Annotated in this window: 21 protein-coding genes; 9 read left to right on the top strand and 12 right to left on the bottom strand. The window is 42.4% G+C overall.

Features of this window, described 5'->3' with window-relative positions; translation table 11 throughout:
• Positions 1-184: 184 nt before the first annotated feature.
• Complete coding sequence (gene purN / locus IQ211_RS04615) at positions 185-823, bottom strand: phosphoribosylglycinamide formyltransferase (RefSeq protein WP_189759174.1); 639 nt, start codon at positions 821-823, stop codon at positions 185-187.
• 98 nt (positions 824-921) lie between these two features.
• Positions 922-1965 carry a phosphoribosylformylglycinamidine cyclo-ligase gene (gene purM / locus IQ211_RS04610; RefSeq protein ID WP_189759173.1) on the bottom strand — a complete coding sequence of 348 codons (1044 nt, stop codon included), beginning with the start codon at positions 1963-1965 and terminating at the stop codon, positions 922-924.
• Positions 1966-2189: 224 nt separating this feature from the next.
• On the opposite strand from purM, the gene upp reads away from it, so the two are divergent.
• The 3 genes from upp (at position 2190) to hda (ending at position 5626) form a co-directional block, all read left to right on the top strand.
• Entirely contained in the window at positions 2190-2816 is a 627-nt protein-coding gene (gene upp, locus IQ211_RS04605; RefSeq protein ID WP_189759172.1) for a uracil phosphoribosyltransferase, read from the top strand.
• A 68-nt stretch (positions 2817-2884) separates the two neighbouring features.
• Complete coding sequence (uraA, locus tag IQ211_RS04600; protein ID WP_189759171.1) at positions 2885-4195, top strand: uracil permease; 1311 nt, start codon at positions 2885-2887, stop codon at positions 4193-4195.
• Between the two features lie 723 nt (positions 4196-4918).
• Positions 4919-5626 (top strand): DnaA inactivator Hda, encoded by a 708-nt coding sequence (gene hda / locus IQ211_RS04595; protein ID WP_074019532.1) that lies wholly within the window; start codon positions 4919-4921, stop codon positions 5624-5626.
• Positions 5627-5735: 109 nt separating this feature from the next.
• Here hda and arsC read toward each other — a convergent pair whose 3' ends face one another.
• Both arsC and bepA read right to left on the bottom strand, forming a co-directional pair.
• Positions 5736-6107: an arsenate reductase (glutaredoxin) gene (gene arsC / locus IQ211_RS04590; RefSeq protein ID WP_189759170.1), complete on the bottom strand. Its 372-nt coding sequence runs from the start codon at positions 6105-6107 to the stop codon at positions 5736-5738.
• Between the two features lie 14 nt (positions 6108-6121).
• Complete coding sequence (gene bepA / locus IQ211_RS04585) at positions 6122-7582, bottom strand: beta-barrel assembly-enhancing protease (RefSeq protein ID WP_189759169.1); 1461 nt, start codon at positions 7580-7582, stop codon at positions 6122-6124.
• A gap of 146 nt (positions 7583-7728) precedes the next feature.
• Between bepA and IQ211_RS04580 the strand changes: the two genes are divergently transcribed.
• A complete protein-coding gene (locus IQ211_RS04580) occupies positions 7729-8781 on the top strand; it encodes an AI-2E family transporter (RefSeq protein ID WP_189759168.1) in 1053 nt (350 codons plus the stop codon).
• Positions 8782-8887: 106 nt separating this feature from the next.
• On the opposite strand, the gene bcp is transcribed toward IQ211_RS04580, so the two are convergent.
• A complete protein-coding gene (gene bcp, locus IQ211_RS04575) occupies positions 8888-9355 on the bottom strand; it encodes a thioredoxin-dependent thiol peroxidase (RefSeq protein ID WP_189759167.1) in 468 nt (155 codons plus the stop codon).
• 14 nt (positions 9356-9369) lie between these two features.
• Positions 9370-9927, bottom strand: a complete 558-nt coding sequence (locus IQ211_RS04570) for a glycine cleavage system transcriptional repressor (protein ID WP_189759166.1) — start codon at positions 9925-9927, stop codon at positions 9370-9372.
• Between the two features lie 244 nt (positions 9928-10171).
• On the opposite strand from IQ211_RS04570, the gene dapA reads away from it, so the two are divergent.
• The 3 genes from dapA to purC all read left to right on the top strand — a co-directional run bounded on the left by dapA (position 10172) and on the right by purC (position 12943).
• Positions 10172-11071, top strand: a complete 900-nt coding sequence (gene dapA / locus IQ211_RS04565) for a 4-hydroxy-tetrahydrodipicolinate synthase (RefSeq protein ID WP_189759165.1) — start codon at positions 10172-10174, stop codon at positions 11069-11071.
• A 17-nt stretch (positions 11072-11088) separates the two neighbouring features.
• Positions 11089-12135: an outer membrane protein assembly factor BamC gene (bamC, locus tag IQ211_RS04560; RefSeq protein ID WP_189759164.1), complete on the top strand. Its 1047-nt coding sequence runs from the start codon at positions 11089-11091 to the stop codon at positions 12133-12135.
• Between the two features lie 94 nt (positions 12136-12229).
• Positions 12230-12943 carry a phosphoribosylaminoimidazolesuccinocarboxamide synthase gene (purC, locus tag IQ211_RS04555; protein WP_189759163.1) on the top strand — a complete coding sequence of 238 codons (714 nt, stop codon included), beginning with the start codon at positions 12230-12232 and terminating at the stop codon, positions 12941-12943.
• Between the two features lie 98 nt (positions 12944-13041).
• On the opposite strand, the gene IQ211_RS04550 is transcribed toward purC, so the two are convergent.
• On the bottom strand, positions 13042-13395 hold the full coding sequence (locus IQ211_RS04550; protein ID WP_189759162.1) for a hypothetical protein: 354 nt from the start codon (positions 13393-13395) through the stop codon (positions 13042-13044).
• Positions 13396-13742: 347 nt separating this feature from the next.
• Here IQ211_RS04550 and IQ211_RS04545 point away from each other — a divergent pair, with 347 nt between their 5' ends.
• Together IQ211_RS04545 and IQ211_RS04540 are read left to right on the top strand one after the other, a co-directional pair.
• Positions 13743-14195, top strand: coding sequence for a DUF441 domain-containing protein (locus IQ211_RS04545; RefSeq protein ID WP_189759161.1), 453 nt, complete (start codon positions 13743-13745; stop codon positions 14193-14195).
• A gap of 54 nt (positions 14196-14249) precedes the next feature.
• Complete coding sequence (locus tag IQ211_RS04540; protein ID WP_189759160.1) at positions 14250-16385, top strand: tRNA(Met) cytidine acetyltransferase TmcA; 2136 nt, start codon at positions 14250-14252, stop codon at positions 16383-16385.
• On the opposite strand, the gene IQ211_RS04535 is transcribed toward IQ211_RS04540, so the two are convergent.
• The 5 genes from IQ211_RS04535 to IQ211_RS04515 all read right to left on the bottom strand — a co-directional run bounded on the left by IQ211_RS04535 (position 16330) and on the right by IQ211_RS04515 (position 19906).
• Positions 16330-16524 (bottom strand): YpfN family protein, encoded by a 195-nt coding sequence (locus IQ211_RS04535; RefSeq protein ID WP_189759159.1) that lies wholly within the window; start codon positions 16522-16524, stop codon positions 16330-16332. The two genes, IQ211_RS04540 and IQ211_RS04535, sit on opposite strands and share 56 nt — an antisense overlap.
• Before the next feature lie 223 nt (positions 16525-16747).
• Positions 16748-17416, bottom strand: coding sequence for a M15 family metallopeptidase (locus tag IQ211_RS04530; protein ID WP_189759158.1), 669 nt, complete (start codon positions 17414-17416; stop codon positions 16748-16750).
• Complete coding sequence (dapE, locus tag IQ211_RS04525) at positions 17413-18540, bottom strand: succinyl-diaminopimelate desuccinylase (protein WP_189759157.1); 1128 nt, start codon at positions 18538-18540, stop codon at positions 17413-17415. Before dapE ends, IQ211_RS04530 begins: the two co-directional genes overlap by 4 nt.
• A gap of 14 nt (positions 18541-18554) precedes the next feature.
• Positions 18555-18953 (bottom strand): ArsC family reductase, encoded by a 399-nt coding sequence (locus IQ211_RS04520; RefSeq protein WP_189759182.1) that lies wholly within the window; start codon positions 18951-18953, stop codon positions 18555-18557.
• Positions 18954-19270: 317 nt separating this feature from the next.
• Positions 19271-19906: a response regulator gene (locus IQ211_RS04515; protein WP_189759156.1), complete on the bottom strand. Its 636-nt coding sequence runs from the start codon at positions 19904-19906 to the stop codon at positions 19271-19273.
• Between the last annotated feature and the right edge of the window lie 463 nt (positions 19907-20369).

The raw sequence follows: 20369 nt of genomic DNA, 5'->3' as shown, positions 1-20369 counted from the left end.
CAACTTGAAGTTTAATGCGTATAAATATATTTGATATTGAATAATGTTCGAATAAATAATAATTGCAAGATAAATCAATCTAAAATAGCAACTTACAGCAAAGTGTTATTGGAATATAGCAGTTAAAAAAGATTATAACAAAATCTGTTAACACAGAGCTGTAAGTTGAAGTCAGCAGGTTAACTTATTCTGATGCGTAACCTTCTGGCGGCAGAGCCTTGCCATCCATCATTGCGTTATTACCTTCCATAATCAAACGTTGATCCAAAAACCAGCTGATAACCAAAGGATAAATATAGTGTTCCTGGGTTTGTACACGCCCGATAACGTCTTCTTCTTTATCTCCCGTAAAAATTGGCACCTTGGCCTGTAAAATAATCGGGCCACCATCTAATTCTTCAGTAACAAAATGGACGGAAGTGCCATGTTCTTTATCACCATTTTCAATGGCTTTTCGATGGGTATGCAGGCCCGGGTATTTAGGCAAGAGGGACGGGTGAATATTGAGCAGTCGCCCATAATAGTGTTGGACAAATTCGGGCGATAAGATCCTCATGTAACCCGCTAAGACCACTAAATCGGGTTCATATTGGTCAATGGCTTTGAATAGGGCGATATCATAACTTGTACGATCTGCATAAGCTTTTGGATTGATAAAATGGGCAGGAATATCTGCTTTTTCAGCACGTTGCAGGCCATAGGCATCGGCATTATTACTGAAAACCGCAGCAATATATCCATTAATTCGGTGTTGCTGGCAGGCGTCTATGATGGATTGAAGGTTGCTGCCATTGCCGGAGATTAAAACGACAATTTTTTTCATAACGGGTTTTCACTGAAGAAATTCATTGATTAATCTGTGCTTCATTTTTCAAGCTACAGCTTTATGGGCTGTAGCTTGAAAGCAATCAGACAAAATGTTTATTTTGTAATAACGACAGGTTGCTCATCGGCATTTAGTTCAGAAATTGTACCGATTTGCCATGCATTTTCACCTGAGGCGGTCAGATACGCAATGGCTTGTTCTGCCTGAGATTGAGGAAGAGCAATTATCATACCGACTCCACAGTTAAATGTGCGGTACATTTCATGCTCGCTGACATTGCCGGCTTGCTGTAACCAGGTAAAAATCGCCGGCCATTGCCAACTGTTAGCATTGATTCTGGCCTGCATGTTTTCTGGCAGAACACGCGGAATATTTTCCCAGAAGCCGCCACCAGTCAGATGTGCAATCGCATGAACATCAACTTTCTCAATCAGCTCCAGAATGGATTTGACGTAAATTTGGGTTGGGGCAAGTAAGTGATCGGCGAGTGGTTTTCCCTCAAGCTCGGTAGTCTCAGGATCTGCCTGACTGACCTCAAGAATTTTACGAATTAAAGAATAACCATTGGAATGTGGTCCGCTGGATGCAAGTGCAATCAGGGCATCACCGGTCTGAACCTGACTGCCGTCAATAATTTCCGATTTTTCAACAACTCCGACGCAAAAACCCGCGACATCATAATCTTCACCGTGATACATGCCGGGCATTTCTGCCGTTTCACCACCAACCAATGCACAGCCTGCTTGTTTGCAGCCTTCTGCTATACCGGTGATAACACTGGCGGCGGTGTCGACATCCAGTTTGCCGGTAGCATAGTAATCAAGGAAGAAAAGAGGTTCGGCGCCTTGTACAACCAGATCATTGACACACATAGCAACCAAATCAATGCCGATAGTGTCATGGCGCTTTAAGTCCATGGCCAGACGCAGTTTGGTTCCAACGCCATCTGTACCGGAAACCAGTACCGGTTCACGATATTTCTGTGGCAGGGCACATAAAGCACCGAAACCACCTAATCCTCCCATCACTTCGGGGCGACGGGTCTGTTTTACGACACCTTTGATACGATTGACTAAGGCATTACCGGCATCAATATCGACACCAGCATCTTTATAGCTAAGAGAGGTTTTGTTGGTCACTGCGTAGCTCCCAGGCGGTTGCATTTTTATAAATAAAACAGAACGGCGATAATTCTAACAGCCTAAGCAAACGTTTGCGATAGCTTTATATTGGTTTCCTGCTAGATCAGGATCGAAGAAAATAACTCGTTAGTGATAAAAATTGATAGATTGGTGATGGTTTGATGCTGAAAAGGAGTTATAATCCCGCGATTTTTTTATCTACCGGCTATTAGGAGAAACCCATGAAGATCGTTGAGGTTAAACACCCGTTAGTTAAACATAAACTTGGCCTGATGCGAGATCATGATATAAGCACCAAACGCTTCCGTGAACTGGCTTCAGAGGTGGGGAATCTTCTGACATATGAAGCAACTGCTGATTTGGAAGTCGAGAAAGTCACCATTGACGGATGGTGTGGTCCGGTAGAGATAGATCAGATTAAAGGGAAAAAGATTACAGTAGTACCGATCCTGCGTGCGGGCTTAGGCATGATGGATGGTGTACTGGAAAATATTCCTAGTGCACGAATCAGTGTTGTTGGCGTCTATCGTGATGAAGAAACACTTGAGCCAGTGCCTTATTTTCAGAAATTAGTCTCCGATATTAATGAACGCATGGCATTGGTTGTCGATCCCATGTTGGCAACCGGCGGCTCTATGATCGCGACCATTGACTTATTGAAAAAAGCGGGATGCCCTGTCATTAAGGTATTAGTTTTGGTTGCTGCGCCGGAAGGGATTGCTGCACTGGAGAAAGCTCACCCTGATGTTGAACTGTACACCGCTTCGATTGATAACTATCTCAATGAGCATGGGTATATCGTCCCTGGTTTAGGGGATGCCGGTGATAAAATATTTGGCACCAAATAACATTGATAGCCGGCTGAAAAGCCGGTTTTTTTTGGTTTCTAGCAAGATGATATAAGAGGATATCAATAATGACTCGTCGAACTATTGGAGTAGAAGAAAGACCTCCTTTGGCACAAACTATTCCTTTAAGTTTGCAACATCTATTTGCCATGTTTGGTGCAACCGTTTTGGTTCCCATTTTATTTAAAGTTAATCCGGCGACAATTTTGTTGTTCAATGGCATTGGTACATTACTGTATTTGGTCATTTGTAAAGGAAAGATCCCCGCTTATTTAGGCTCCAGCTTTGCTTTTATTTCGCCTGTATTGTTGTTACTGCCTTTGGGATATGAATTGGCATTAGGCGGATTTATTGTCTGTGGTTTGTTGTTTTGTTTGGTGGCCTTGCTTGTAAAAGTTGCAGGAAGGGGATGGATTAATGTGATGTTTCCTCCGGCAGCGATGGGCGCGATTGTTGCAGTGATCGGCCTAGAACTGGCAGGTGTTGCTGCTGATATGGCGGGGTTGCGTCCAGCGGCAGGTACTGAAATTAATATGACTAACCTGACCATATCCATGGTTACGCTGGGGGTGACTATCTTGGGATCGGTGATATTCCGTGGCTTTATGGCGATTATTCCGATTCTGATTGGTGTCTTGGCTGGATATGTGCTGTCATTTTTTATGGGAGTTGTAGATTTAACCCCAGTACGCGAAGCGCCGTGGTTTGCATTGCCGACGTTCTATACTCCGCGTTTTGAATGGTTTGCCATTATAACAATTTTACCTGCGGCGCTGGTGGTGATTGCAGAGCATGTTGGGCACTTAGTGGTAACAGCAAATATCGTGCAGAAAGATTTGTTAAAAAATCCAGGGCTGCATCGTTCAATGTTCGCCAATGGTTTTTCAACGATGATTTCGGGTTTCTTTGGTGCAACACCTAACACGACTTATGGCGAAAATATTGGTGTTATGGCGCTTACGCGTGTGTACAGCACATGGGTGATTGGTGGCGCTGCGGTAATGGCAATATTGCTTTCCTGCGTTGGTAAATTGGCGGCAGCGATCCAAATGATCCCAATTCCAGTGATGGGCGGTGTTTCCCTGTTACTGTATGGTGTGATTGGTGCATCAGGTATTCGAGTTTTGATTGATTCGAAAGTGGATTACAGTAAGGCACAGAACTTGATTCTGACTTCCATTATTCTGATTATTGGTGTCAGTGGAGCAAAAATTCAGATTGGTGCAGCAGAATTGAAAGGAATGGCGCTTGCAACTGTTGCGGGGATTGGCTTAAGCCTGTTTTTTAAACTTATCAGCTTTATCCGGCCAGAAGAACCGTATATTAACGCTTCTGTGGAATCAATCAGAAATGATAAAAAGAGTGAAGTGGCAGAATAAAAGACATTAATGAAATTTATTGGAAAGGGTTTTTTCTAAGGCCCTTTCTATGTTAAAAATTATTTTCCCTATCATTTTTACCAATCCAACTTTAATAAGATGCGTGTGATTTCTCCTCACGAAGTGAGGAGAAATCAAGTTTCATATCGTGTTGTAAATTGCAACTTAAAGTTTAAATACGTATATACCAATTGCCTTTCAAGATGCGTCTTATATCTCCCCGCGAAGCGGGGAGATATAAACAATCACATTGATTTACAAGCCGTAACTTGAAGTTGGATTGGTATATAATGATAATTTTTTCCTTTACAAATAATCTCTGTCATTAAACTTTATTGAAAATAAGTTGAGAGGGATAAGTTAACATCTTTAGCAATACAGCAATTTTTATTATTGGCAATATTGGGTTATTAATATACGCATTAAACTTCAAATCGCAATTTACAACACTCTATAAAACCTGATTTCTTCCCGCAAAGCGGGAAGAAATCACACGCATTTTGAAGTTAGATTGGTATAGTATGGAATTGTCAAATATAAGAATTTTTATTCTCGGTTATTTCTGGCTTGCGAAAGAAATGGTTTTGTTACTGGTCGTAAACTATCCATTTTATGGGGAAATATGCTTTGATGATAATCTCCTGTTTTAAACCAAGCATTCGTTTCATTTATAGCGGCTTTTTGTGGTAGACTTAGCACTGTTCGTTATCCATTCTGTTTGAGGTGCTTCTGAATACACCGTCGCAGCTTTCACTACCATTATATTTGCCCGATGATGAAACTTTTGCCAGTTTCTTTGCAGGTGAGAATACCTCCTTATTAGCTGCAATAAAATTGGCTATAAGTCAGTCACACGGCAGTTATATCTATTTCTGGTCCCGCGATGGCGGGGGTAAGAGCCATTTGCTTCACGCAGCCTGTGCCGAATTGTCCCAACAGGGAGAAGCTGTAGGGTATGTACCACTGGATAAGCGCGCCTATTTTGTCCCTGAAGTGCTTGATGGTATGGAACATTTATCATTAGTATGCATCGATAATATTGAATGTATTGCTGGTGATCAGGAATGGGAGATGGCGATTTTCAATCTTTACAACCGCATTGTAGAAATTGGCCGAACCTGTCTTTTAATCACAGGTGATCGTCCTCCACGGCAAATTAACCTGACACTGCCGGATTTGGCATCTCGTTTGGATTGGGGGCAAATTTACAAATTACAGCCTCTGTCGGATGATGAGAAAATTCAGGCATTGCAACTGCGGGCAAAATTACGGGGTTTTGAATTACCTGAGGATGTGGGGCGTTTTGTGTTAAAGCGGCTTGACAGGGAAATGCAAACATTGTTCAGGACCTTGGATGAGCTTGATCGGGCTTCCATTGTGGCACAACGCAAACTAACGATCCCGTTTGTTAAGGATATCCTTGAGCTTTGAGTGAATAAAACAGTAAGAAAATGAGATTAGAATAAAAAAGTGATAGAAAATATATACCTATCTAACGTCAAGATGCGTATATTCCTATCACTTTTTTATTAAGACATTGTTACAGCAGAATTTCTTTAACCTGCTCAGGAGGACGTCCCAAACGGGCTTTATCACCGACAACAACAATTGGGCGTTCTATCAATTTAGGATTTTCAGCCATCGCCTGGAGCAATGCATCTTGGGATAATGTGGCATCGTCCAGATTCAATGCCTTGTAGAGATCTTCTTTAGTACGCATTAATTGACGGGCATCTTTGAAACCGAGCTGTTGTAATAGTACAGCCAACTGTTTTGCTGTAGGTGGAGTATCAAGGTAGTGAATGATTTCCGGTGTAATACCGAGTTCTTCAATTAGCTTAAGGGCTTCACGGCTCTTTGAGCAGCGGGGATTGTGGTAAAAAGTCACTTTTCGTGAGTCAAGATTTTGCATGTAAAAATCCCTCATTATTTATATTGGTCATAACTTTGTTGCAGTTGGCGTAATTGATCAATACGGGCATCATATCGCTCTTGTTCATAACTACCCAATTTAGCCAACGCACTGGCTTTGCTAAGTTGCTCTATTGCGGAGGAAAAATTACCTTGCAATGCCATGATTTCCGCATAGGCGGCTAGTTCATCATTGTGTTTCCCTTGCGCTCCGGCAGTTTTTCTTAATAGTATCCAGCCATTAAGATCGTCAGGATGATTGAAAGTATAACGAAACAAAAGTTGTGATGCCTGAGAATACTTTTTATCCATAAAATAGGCATTTGCGAGGTTAATCTGTAATATTGGATTATTTTTCAGTCTTTTGAGTGCATCCTGCAAGCGAGCGATGGCGTTGGCAGACTGTTTTTGCCCGATATCAATATCAGTCATTGTATCAATAAACCAAATGTTATCCGGTTGCTTATCTAGCAATGGAGAGAGTATTGCTTTGGCTTCGGTATACTTCTTATCACCAGAAAGCAAAATAGCGCGTCCATAGGCAGCAGCCAGCTGTTCTTTGGCGGTACCCTGGCTATATTTCTTTAGCCATTGATCAATGTAGGGACGTTGATCAGTTGAATACATGGTGAGAATACGGACACGGGCGAACAGAAAATCCTGAGACTCTGAAACGGCTTTAGTGGAATATTGATTGGCCCGATTACGGGCGTCAGCCAGACGGCTGGCAGGTAATGGGTGAGTATATAGCATTTCCGGTAGCTTGGAGCTATAGCGCGATTGATCAACCAGCACTTGCATAAAATCAGGCATACCGTGTGGATCAAATCCCGCACGACTGAGCGTTTGCATTCCAATTCGATCAGCTTCTTGCTCATTGGATTGGGTAAAACTGATCATGCCTTGTTGGACGCCTGCCAGTGTGCCGCTGAGTGCGGCCATGCCAGCTTGTGGATTGGCTATCATAAGCAAAATAGAGCCTAGTGTACTGGTCCATGCCAGCGGGCTGGTACGTTTTTGTTCTTCTATCCATCGTGCTAAATGTCGTTGGGTAACATGGGAAATCTCATGAGCCATGACAGAGGCTAGTTCACTTTCATTATTGCTATAGCGAAACAGACCCGAATGAAGAACAACATTACCACCGAAAAATGCAAGGGCATTAATATTGGGGTTGTCTACCAGATAGAAATGAAAAGGCGTTTTGACTGAATCGGCATGGGTGACTAATTTTTGGCCTAACTGATTAATGTATTGAGTTAGCAGTGGATCATAAATCAGAGGAGCTTGGGCTCTTATCGAGCGCATATATAAATCACCCATAGCCATTTCCTGATTGATGCTAAGAGTTGCTCCCGCTGTAGTGCCGATATCAGGGAGTGAATCTTCAGCGGGTGCAGAGAATACAGGAGGACCCCCTAATAACAGTAGGCTGATAAAGATAGTTATCAAAGATTTTCTGGGTGTTTTTCTCATAAAGCGATTCTCATAAAATAGTGTGCTCCATTTTAGCTATCAATTTCATGAATACTTTTATGATAAAAGAGTACCTTAAAACGATTAATCATAATAAATTTTAGTGAAAAATGCTCATTAAGTATTATCGCAAAGGAGTTGTAATTATGTTGGATATGATCATGCAATGGTATCGTCGTCGTTTCGCAGATCCGCAAGTTGTTGCATTATCAATTATTTTATTAGTTGGTTTTGGGATCATCTACTTTTTTAATGGCATTCTGGCGCCTGCCCTGGCAGCTATTGTATTGGCTTATTTGTTGGAGTGGCCTACGACACAATTAGGCAAATTGGGATGTAGCCGGACATTTTCTGTTGCTATTGTATTAACCCTATTTATGGGAATCAGTGCGTTGATGATCTTGATTGTAGCCCCAACCGTCTGGCAGCAAGGTTTAAACTTATTTTCTGATCTTCCCAATATGATTAATCGATTTAATGAGTACGCGCTTACTTTTCCTTCCCGTTATCCGGCGCTGGTTGATGCCGGCATTATCGATATGGTTGCTGCTAATCTGCGTAGCAAACTCTCTTTGGCGGGTGAGTCCGTTTTTAAGTTTTCGGTTGCCTCGTTGATTGGATTATTGACTCTGGCGATTTATCTGATCCTTGTTCCTTTGATGGTGTTCTTTCTATTGAAAGATAAAGACAAAATAGTGGCCGCATTGCGGCGTGTATTGCCACGTAATCGTAGTTTGGCGGGGAAAGTATGGCGTGAAATGAACCAGCAGATTACCAATTATATCCGTGGTAAAGTGACCGAAATGGTTATACTGACTATCTGCACATATGCTGTATTTGCCTTCTTTGGATTACACTATTCGCTGTTGCTTGCGGTCTTGGTCGGTTTATCTGTACTCGCTCCTTATATCGGTACCGTACTTGTTACCCTTCCAGTTATTGTTGTGGCGCTGTTTCAATGGGGGATTGGGGCTGATTTCTGGGGGTTGTTTGTCGCGTATCTGGTGGTGCAGGGGTTAGATGGTAACCTGCTTGTGCCAATCTTATTTTCGGAAGCTGTCAATCTTCATCCACTTGTTATCATCCTTTCTGTCATTATTTTTGGTGGATTATGGGGGTTTTGGGGTGTTTTCTTTGCTATTCCACTTGCTACATTAATCAAAGCAGTGATTCATGCCTGGCCGGAAGAAAAAGAATGATAACAACCAATATTGTCAATAACAACACCCTATGAAACCTGATATCTCCCCGCTTCGCGGGGAGATATCACACGCATCTTGAAGTTAGATTGGTATATACCGATAATTAATGTTGGTTTAGGTAATCCAGTACAACTTGATGATGATCACTGGTTTTGAATTTATTAAAAACGTGTTCAATCTCACCTTGTGGGTTAATTAAAAAACTGATGCGGTGAATCCCGTCATAGATTTTTCCCATAAACTGCTTTTCTCCCCAAACACCAAACTGTTCGGCAACTTGGTGGTCAATATCAGAAAGCAGCGTGAAATTCAGCATCTCTTTTTCTACAAAGCGGGATAGCTTTTCAGGTGCATCTGTGCTGATACCCAAGACTTCAACATTGGCGTTTTTTAGCTCATCCATAACATCACGTAAGCCGCAGGCTTGGGTTGTGCAGCCTGGTGTCATTGCTTTGGGATAAAAATAAACTAAAACACGTTGACCTTTGAAGTCAGATAACTTAATGGGTTCGCCATCTTGGTCAGGAAGGCTGAATTGTGGGGCCTTGTCTCCGGCTTTCAATGGACTCATCACTTATTCTCCGTTTAATCGTTTTGATTTAAATGATCCTGTACAATAATACTGCCTTGTGCATTTAATTCTGTACATAGGTGATGAAAGTTTTCTTTAAATATCGTGCCATTATCATCAATTGGGTTGTGCCCAGTGATTTGGATTTGCAGACGAGCAGGGTGATTTCCTTCGGCGGGGCGAGTTTTTGATACCAGTTCCGCGATATTAAGATCTTGGGCTGTGAATAAACTGGTAAAACGCTCAACAATTCCCGGTGAATCAACTACGTCTACCTTAACGGTGATGGTAGAAGGAAATGTTTTCTGGACACCGCATCGGGTACGTTTCATCACTATGAGTAATTCAAGTTCTGCGCCTTTTTGTGGCAAAGTAGATTCGATCAGAGTCACGGCGTTCCAGCTACCAGATAGCAACATGATAAAAGTAAATTCTTCACCAAACATAGCTAAACGGCTGTCTTCAATATTGCAGCCGCATGTGCTGACGAGGCGAGTAATGGTATTGACGATGCCGGGACGATCGGTACCTAGGGCTGTGATCACTAAAAAATGCTGTTCTGATGTTGGCAAAGCGATTTTCCTTTAATTTTAGTTGGTGTTTGCTGTGTATGTTGTGTTTTAACATAAAAAATGATCAGGAGAAGGTCAATCGCCTTTGTTAAGGAAGCAAAATTATAATTTATGTTTAATCGGCTACACTTGATATTAACAAAATTCATTGAAATCGCGTGGTTAAAGAGTTTTCTTCTGTATAGCAAGAAAGTACCATGAACCTCTCATTTGCAGTTTTAAGTCTAATTAAGGGGAAATGGCAATGGTAAGTCATCATTCTGGTTTTACAGGCAGTATAGTTGCATTGATCACTCCGATGGACTCAGCTGGTCAGATTGATAAGGCCAGTTTGAAAAAATTGGTTGATTATCATATCGCCAGTGGCACATCTGCTATTGTGTCTGTTGGGACAACGGGGGAGTGTGCAACACTTAACCACGACGAGCACGTTGATGTTGTACTGACAACACTGGAAATAGCTGATGGGCGTATTCCGGTGATTGCAGGAACAGGAGCAAATGCGACAGCAGAAGCTATCTCTCTGACCAACCGTTTCGAAAATACGGGGGTTGTGGGTTGCCTGTCAGTCACACCTTATTATAATAGACCCTCACAGGAAGGTTTGTATTTGCACTATCAGGCAATCGCTGAGAATACTGACTTACCACAAATTCTGTATAATGTGCCATCTCGTACCGGATGTGATTTATTGCCACCGACTGTTGCCCGTTTAGCGAAACTGAAAAATATTGTTGCGCTTAAGGAAGCGACAGGGAACTTAAGTCGTGTTAGTCAGATCCAAGAATTGGTTAGTGATGAAGATTTCATTCTTCTGAGTGGTGATGATGCAAGTTTTGTCGATTTCATGCAGCTTGGTGGTAAAGGCGTTATTTCTGTCACGGCAAATGTTGCGGCAGCAGAAATGGCGCAAGTGTGTGAATTGGCTGAGCAAGGTGAATTTTTGCAAGCTCGTGAACTGAACAGCCGACTGATGGAATTGCATCATCAATTATTTGTTGAACCTAGCCCGACACCAGTTAAGTGGGCTTGCCGTCAATTGGGGTTGATTGCCGATGATACATTGCGTTTGCCAATGGTTCCGCTAACGCAGGAAGGGCAAATTCCAGTTGGTAGGGCCTTGAAAATAGCTGGATTACTGTAAAATTTTAGGGAATTTTAATGGCAACATTATTGCAAAAATCGAAGATCATGAAGATTGCTGGACTGTCATTGGTCGTTTTTTTAGCTGCCTGCTCCAGCGATCAGCGCTATAAACGTCAGGTAAGCGGGGATCAATCCTATCTTGATGCACCTCCACTGAAATTATTGAACGTCCCTGCGGGCATGACATTACCACTGCAAAATGGGGAGTATAATCTTCCGACAACGACGATAACGGAGGCTGTGGGTAAAGATTTGGATATCCGTCCTCCGTTGCAAGCTCTTGCATTGTTGACGGGTTCCCGCGTTGAAAATAGTGCTAACAGCAGTAAATTGTTGCTTGAAAATACTCCTGAATACAGTAACTTATGGTCTCAGATAAACAATCTGTTGGCAGAAAAAGGGTATAAGATCAGCCAGAAAGATGATGCTGCACAAACGTTGACGACAGATTGGATTACATGGCAAAGGGCGGATGAAAATGTTCCTTATCAGGGGCGTTACCGTATTTCAGTGACCAAACAGGATTACCAAATAGCATTATCTGTTGCGAACGAAGGTTTGAAACAGGGAGAAAAGGAAATTACCGATCCGATACAAATCCAGCGTTATAACATCGTGATGCTCAATAAATTGGCGAGTGACTTAAGCCAACAGCAAGAAGCAGCGAGCCTGAGCAGCACTAAAAATTCAGGCCCACTATCGGTACAAAGTGGCAGTGATAATACCGGATTACCGCAAATTATCGTGCGGGCACCATACAACATCGTCTGGAACAGATTGCCATACGTGTTGGAAAGCATCGGTATGCAAGTCACGGATCGTACTCGTTCTACCGGAGCGATAGCGGTGACTTATGAAGAACGTAGTTCTTCTGACTGGAAAGCGCTGGGAGTTGAAGCACCTTCCATCCACGGAGGAAATTATAAGTTACAGGTGGGTGATTTGGATAACCGAAGCAGCCTGCAATTTATCAGCGACAAAGGTAAACCGCTGACTCAATCTGAAAATGATCAAATGGTGGCTGCGCTGGAAGCTGCGTTTAGCCAATCCAAGGATAAGTAATATCTATAAAAGGGGCTTAGGCCCCTTTTATATTTTGGATGCGTTTTTTGTTTAATTAGTTACGTTTAAAGACGTTATATTTCTGGAGTGTAAAATGCAGAAAAAAGCTGAGTTGTATCGTGGAAAGGCAAAAACAGTGTATGCCACTGACAATCCTGACTTACTTGTGCTGGAATTCCGTAATGATACATCAGCATTGGATGGTGAACGCATTGAACAGTTCGATCGCAAGGGAATGGTGAATAATAAATTCAATCATTTCATCATGAGTAAACTGGAAGAAGCGGGCATTCCGACGCAAATGGAACAACTGTTGTCAGATAATGAATCCTTGGTGAAAAAACTGGATATGGTGCCTGTTGAATGTGTTATTCGTAACCGTGCCGCAGGCTCCCTTGTGAAGCGTTTGGGAGTGGAAGAGGGAATGGTGCTTAATCCGCCACTGTTTGACCTGTTTCTGAAAGATGATGCCAAACACGATCCCATGGTTAATGAGTCCTACTGTGAGACATTCGGTTGGGTGAGCAAAGCGCACTTAGCTGAGATGAAACGTCTGAGCTACAAGGCCAATGAAGTATTGAGTAAACTGTTTGATGATGCGGGCTTGATTCTGGTGGATTTTAAGTTGGAATTTGGTTTGTTCAAGGGCAAGGTCATCTTGGGGGATGAGTTTTCACCGGATGGTAGCCGTTTATGGGACAAACAGACGATGGATAAAATGGATAAAGATCGTTTTCGCCAAAGTCTCGGTGGCTTGATCGAAGCGTATGAGGAAGTTGCACGCCGTATTGGTGTTATTTTGGACTAGTGACGCAAACGATTACTTAAAAAATATAATATAAAATAGGCAGGATGCTCCAATAATCAAAAGGGCATCCTGTCACGGTCTTGCAGGTTGGATAAACTTTAAAGTAGGGATTTGGTTATTTGCTTCCAGCCTTTTTGGTGCATACAGCCGTAATAAAATTCGCTTCTGGAACCCTCGTTGACATCCGTCACATAGCTTTCGATCATGGGAACATTGTGACTGTAGTAACCGTTTTTTCCACATTGCTCTTTATTGAAACAAGGTTGCTGCACCATTTTCAGTGTTGATCTTTGGGCGACTTCATTTTTGATAGGAAATTGTTGTAATGCTGATAATCTGCATTCAACTTTTGCTTCACTGAAAGGAACAGGATTACTACTTGCAGGGACCCATTGAGTGGTGCAACCCGCTAAAGAGAGACAGATTATCATGGAAGAGGTTAATTTTTTCATATTCATATCGCTTATACGCACGCATATGAGCTGCAAGGCACTGCTTACAACCTTTCTGCATTTCCCTTGGTAAAAGGTGTTGGTGTTTAAAAGGTTAACTATCAAGAAACAGAGGTTGTATCTTGGTTTATTTGGCTAATTATTTATCAATGTGATTGTTTAAAGCAAGGATGTTAACAAACTACCCATTGTTGTGCTATTACCCAATTTTGGGATAGCCCTTTATGAATATTTTTGATTAAGTGCAAAAATTTTAAGTTATCATCTTTTTCATGCCAGAATTTATATTGCCTGGCCTAAAAACAATCAAACATTGTTCTATCGGAGTTTACAGGAAATAAAAACTCATGAGTCATATCGATCCTACTTTACTTATTTTGCTCGTGCTTGCCGGGCTTGGCATCATCAGCCATAACATGACAGTGACACTTGCCATGTTATTTCTATTGGTAATTCGTATTACGCCGTTGAATCCGTTTTTCCCTTGGGTGGAAAAGTACGGCTTGACGATAGGTATCCTGATTCTGACTGTAGGAGTCATGGCACCTATCGCAAGCGGGAAAATCTCCGCACAGGAAATTTTTAGCTCTTTCTTAAATTGGAAATCACTGCTGGCTATTGTTGTGGGTGTCCTGGTGTCATGGCTGGGAAGCCGTGGTGTGGCTCTGATGTCTGGTCAGCCTTCTACCGTGGCTGGGTTATTGGTCGGCACTGTATTGGGCGTGGCCCTATTTAAGGGAGTTCCGGTAGGCCCTCTGATTGCCGCTGGCATTTTATCACTTATGATTGGTAGATCATGACCATGCAGGTAGCCATTTTAACCACCAGATATCACTTTATGGATAGTTCGTATTATGTATAGCGTATGGGCCATGTTACAGGCACAGATGCAACAACAGGGACAGCGCCGTTTAGTTGTTTTGAGTGGTGATCCGCAATGGAGTGAATGGATTGTCAATCAGCTAACGAAACAGTTTCAAGGGGACTGGTTAACGGTTTCAGCCCATGTGTCGGGTGCTATTGAACCAACAAAAGCTGTCAGCTTACTTGGTCGAGAATTCTTGCATGGTGTTTTTGATGCGACTCAAGGCGTTAATGCTGAAGCATTGGCGATACTGGCTGGCACACTAAAAGCGGGAAGCTGGTTGGTCATGCGCGTACCAGCCTGGTCACAATGGCCCGAACAGCCTGATGAAGATAGTTTGCGCTGGAATGAATCGGCAGATGTTATTTCAACACCTCATTTTATTCGTCATATTCAGCAGCAAATCCTCGCCTTTCCTGAAGTATTATTATGGCGTCAGGAAATACCTTTGCAGCTATCTCAGATATCACCATTGCCTGCAACCGGAGCGTGGCAGATGCCTGATGGCAAGCCTACGGTAAGCCAGCAATCTATTCTTGACGAATTGTTACAGGCCACACGAGGCATTTGGGTGATTACCGCACCACGGGGACGGGGAAAATCGGCTCTGGCAGGAATGTTAGTGCGATATTGGCAGGGGAAATGCTGGTTATGTGCCCCTGCCAAAATAACCACAGAAGTTATTCGACGTTACTCCGCTATCACAGATTCTGGTGAACAGAAATCGTTGGAGCAAGAAACGCCTTTTTGGTCAGTTGACAATTTGTTGAAATATTGCCGAGCGAAAAAAGGCCAACCGGAAAATAAAAGCGATGCTGATTGGTTATTGATTGACGAAGCAGCCGCGATCCCAACGCCACAATTAGCCGAATTAGTTCGCCATTTTCCACGGGTATTGTTGACTTCAACCGTTCAGGGTTATGAGGGAACAGGACGTGGTTTTTTATTAAAACTTTGTGCTGAATTGCCTGACTGCCATATTCGTGAATTGAAAACCCCTATGCGCTGGGCTGAAAATGATCCATTGGAAGCGTGGCTGGATAGTGCGCTGTTATTCGATGATAAATCGTTCGTTTATGACACACGATTAAACGCAGAAGAATTACATTTTCACGCGATCTGTCAGCCTGAATGGCTACAACACTCCACATTACTGCGCCAATTTTATGGCTTATTAACCAGCGCACATTACCGAACCTCTCCCCTTGATCTGCGGCGATTAATGGATGGTAACGGAATGACATTTTTGGCAGCCCTTTCTGGTGCGCCAAAACATGATCAACGATTGATTGGTGCTTTGTGGATGGTGAACGAAGGCGGTTTGTCACAAACATTGGCACATGAAATCTGGGCAGGACGTCGGCGGCCAAGAGGTAATTTAGTGGCTCAATCCCTGGCGGCACATGGCGGTTTTCCGCAGGCAGCAACTTTACGATCACAGCGAATCAGCCGTATTGCTGTGCAGGCTCAATATCGCCGTCGTGGTATCGCACAACATTTGATAATTCAACAATGTCAGGAAGCCAGTAAACAAAAGCTGGATTTCCTCTCTATCAGTTTTGGTTATACCGCTGATTTGTGGGCTCTTTGGCAAAAGTGTGGTTTTCGCCTGGTGAGAATGGGAACTTACCGAGAAGCAAGCAGTGGTTGTTATACCGCAATGGCTGTTTTGCCTTTGAGTGAGCAGGGAGAACGATTTACCCAACTCGCACAACAGCGATTAGCCAGAGATGCCAAAGGGTTGGAATCGTTACTCGGCTTTGCCTTGCCGGTTGAGCATGATAGTGACGAACAACTCAATGACAGTGATTGGCAGGAGTTGGCTGGATTTGCATTTGCTCATCGTCCTTTGTCAGCGTCTTATTTTGCATTACAGAGATTGCTGTTGAAGAACAGCTTGAGCTTGCCTGCACTGAGAAAGCATCTTCAACAGCGGCTAAGTATCGAACAATGTGTTAGCGACTTATCGTTAAATGGCCGTAAGGCCTTATTAAAACAGTGGCGTGAAGAGGCTGCTGATGCATTGGCAAGCATCGATAAAATACTTGCCAAGCACTGGAAAGATTGGGTTATTTCTTACGATCCCGCTGCGGCCAATCATCCTCATCATCCCATTGAGCATTAAGATCTCGGTGCGGGGGCAATTCGGGTTTGTTATCTAAGAAAGATTTCTTATCGACGCGGCTTAGTGCTTTTACTGCATTAACAATAATGCCGACGAGTACTAACAGAACAATCCACCAATAATCTATCAACCATTGCATGGTATTTTCCTCAGAGTGTTTAGAACCTCTTCCATGAGGCTCAGGAGCCTAATGGATTATTTCTATACCTTAAGTTGCAGCTTGCAAATCAATGTGATTGTTTATATCTCCCCGCATAGCGGGGAGATATAAAGCGCATCTTGAAGTTAGATTGATATATCTGCTAATTATTTTCATAACCAGCCATTTTACTGTCCTGTTATTTTCCTGATTTATCGTTTTCTTAATCTATTATCCTGATGTATTTTTCAAATATATAGGACAGATTGGTTTTTAACCAGTTTATGCCGGCAATATCACGTTCTTCCCAGGCACTCAATAGAACGTATTCGTCGAATAAATTTTCGGCTTCATGGGATGATGGCCAGTAGCTGATATGCCACGGTTCATAAGCTACACCAGCATCGTGGCGTGTAAAAGGACGGTAGAAATCATATTGGGACATGTTTTCTGTCAGCCAATGGGTTAATGGCTCAAAGTATCCGCCATTTTCATACTCCCACGGTTCTAGCTGCAATTTTTTACTTTCTGGTAGCAGAAAGGGATCATAAATATCCAGCTCCGTACCCCAATGATGGCGGCTTGCTCCTGGCAAGGCTGACCAACGAAGAATGGCTTTACAACGTTCCCCTTCATCCATTTTCGAGATATCAAGGGGTTGGCTATTTTCATCTAATACTGGCCGCTGACCGCGGAATTTTTCATTCCAGATAGTTTGTTGGCGGGTGAAATCGCGGAACGAACTGGCAGGTTGCAGCTTAAAACCTGCTTTGGCAGCGGCTTTTTGCATGGCAAGAAACGCTTTGGTGGCATTAAACTGCAAACGGTGATTGCCGGTCAGCGTAACTAGGTGCTCCGTGGACAGGCCGGTCAAAGCTTCAGGTGTCATCATTGGATTAATTGCTCCATGATACGTTGATAAATCAGGCTCAATGTTTGTAAATCAGTTACTTTGACACATTCATTGGTTTTATGGATGGTGGCATTAATTGGTCCCAATTCCACAACCTGAGCTCCCATTCTGGCAATAAAACGCCCATCTGATGTACCGCCACTGGTTGATAGCTCGGGTTTATAACCACAATAGTGCTCAATGGATCCCACTACAGTATCAACAAGCTCCCCTTTGCAGGTCAGGAAAGGCTGTCCTGATAACCACCAATCAATCTCATATGTTAGATGATGCTTTTTCAGCATATCTTCAACCTGTTGGCGGATCTCGCTATCTGTCAGTTCAGTGCTGAAACGGAAATTAAATTGCACCCATAGTTTACCAGGAATAATGTTATTACTGCCGGTTCCTGCCTGAATATTGGCGATTTGCATACTTGTGGCAGGGAAAAATGCATTGCCGTTGTCCCACTGAGTATTGACGAGTTCTTGCAGAAAAGGCATTGAACGATGGATAGGATTATCTGCTAACTGTGGATAAGCAACATGCCCTTGGGTGCCAAAGATAGTTAAGCTGGCAGTGAGTGATCCCCGTCGTCCATTTTTGATCATATCTCCAAGGTATTTCTGGCTGGATGGTTCACCCACCAGGCAATAATCCAAACGTTCATGGCGGGACATTAACGCTTCAACCACCTTAACTGTACCATTGGTGGCTTTGGCCTCTTCGTCGGAGGTGATCAGAAAAGCCAGACGACCTTTATGCGCAGGATTTTCTGCGACAAAACGTTCAGCGGCAACCACCATTGCCGCCAGGGAGCCTTTCATATCTGCGGCGCCACGGCCATACAGCATTCCATCACGGATAGAAGGTTCGAAGGGCGGGGTTTGCCATTGTGAGATATCGCCAGCAGGGACAACATCGGTGTGTCCAGCAAGAGCAAAAGTCACTCCGGTGCCACGATAAGCCCAAAAGTTTTGGGTATCGCCAAAAGGCATTCGTTCTATTGTGAAACCGATGTCTTGCAGGCGCTGGATAAGCAGTTCCTGACAACCTTGATCATCTGGGCTGACAGACGAACGCTTGATTAACTGCTGAGCAAGGTCAATTACCGGACAAGTCATGATGCTCTCCTCATCTAGTCATGCGAGAAAAATTGTTGATATTGTTCTGCTTTGAAACCGAGTAAGTACTTTTCTGTTCCTGAAACCAATAGAGGGCGTTTTATGATTGAAGGGTGCTCCAGCATGAGTGCCTTGGCAGCATCAGCATTGTTAATCGTGGCTTTTTGCTCATCGGGCAATTTACGCCATGTTGTGCCACGGGTATTCAGGAGCGATTCCCAGCCAACTTGCTCAATAAATGATTGAAGTAATTCAGGGGATAGACCATCAACCCGATAATCATGGAATTGATAAGGTATTTTTTGATCGTCTAACCAACGACGCGCTTTTTTTATGGTATCGCAGTTTTTGATACCGTAGAGAATGGCTATTTTGTGAGAAAGGGTATCTGAATGAAAAGGGGTATTTGACATGGTGAGAGCCTTGATTTTGTCTTGTTCAACATATCCGACATAATGCGGGAAATTGGCTATTTTATCCAGATAACGCGTTTTTGCGCATACTTTCTGCCGGCTTTTTCCTGACATTGACGTTACGGGTGTTTAAATTATCGACAAAAGCGGGTTGCCTGTATTTCAAACAATAAATTTATAGATAATATCCTTATTTATTATATGCAAAATTAATTTGTTCCTAATTAATTTATAATTCTTGATAACTCACAATTTCCCCATCGGTAAAAATGAGGGAAATTGTGTTTCGTATTGGGGCGTTAAGCAACAAGCCAATGTTAAATGAACTCTGTTTTTCTGTGTTTTAGATAGATGATAGTGGCTTCGAGACGGGAACGTGATTTAAGTTTTTTCAATAAGTTACGGGTGTGAACTTTCACCGTTTCTTCTGAAATAAAAAGGAAATCAGCAATTTCTTTATTTGTCATCCCTTCTGCAATTTCTTTTAAAACATCTAATTCACGTTTGGTTAATTTTGATAACGGATCAACATAAAGATGGCGAGTGGATAAATATTGATGGACTTTTTCACTGAACACAGCATGACCATCAATGGCTTTTTTTATGTTGTTCAATAGAGAGGTAAGCTCGATATCTTTTAATAAATAACCATTCGCACCGGCATCAACGGCGTCGTAAATATCACTTCTGTGATCTGAATCGGAAAGTACCAAGATATAGGAATCAAGCCCTTTGCGGCGGAGAGATTTAATCGTATCAATCCCTGAAAGACCATTGATTTTCAAATCTATCAGAATAATGTCAGGCTTTATTTGGCAAGCGATATTAATTGCGTCTTCGCCATTGCCAGTTTCGGCAGTCACAATGAGTTCTCGTTCTAATTCAATCAACCCTTTTAAGCCGTGACGAATGATAGGATGATCATCAACTATCATGACTGAATGATTATGCATATTCTTTCTCCCATATAGAAATGCAGATTTATGTTTAATAAAACATAAAAGACAGATTTCTGCTTTATGTTAAATTGCTGTGTGATTTTTATGGAGTATATTGAATCATCATTAATGAGATTCTGGAAATATATCCTGATATAAAAATAGAAATGGCGCAAACAGGTTTAACCACTCAGATGAAATTTACTTTCATAAGAAAATGTGTTTCCTTAATTGCTAATAATTTTCCAAATAAATTTGGATGAATATTTTATAGATTAAGTTTTGTTTTTGTAAACTTATTTTAAATATTAATTTAAAAATTCATCTTTAATTAATTTATCAGGTTGCTAATTTGGGATGAAATACCTCTATGTGGGTATCATTAAGATAATATTTATACGCATTAAACTTCAAGTAGCAATTTACAACATGCTATGAAACCTGATTTCTCCTCGCGAAGTGAGGAAAAATCACACGC

The organism is Xenorhabdus griffiniae, from assembly GCF_015163655.1.
In the GTDB taxonomy this organism is placed as follows: domain Bacteria; phylum Pseudomonadota; class Gammaproteobacteria; order Enterobacterales; family Enterobacteriaceae; genus Xenorhabdus; species Xenorhabdus griffiniae.
This window is presented reverse-complemented; position numbering and strand designations above follow the sequence as displayed.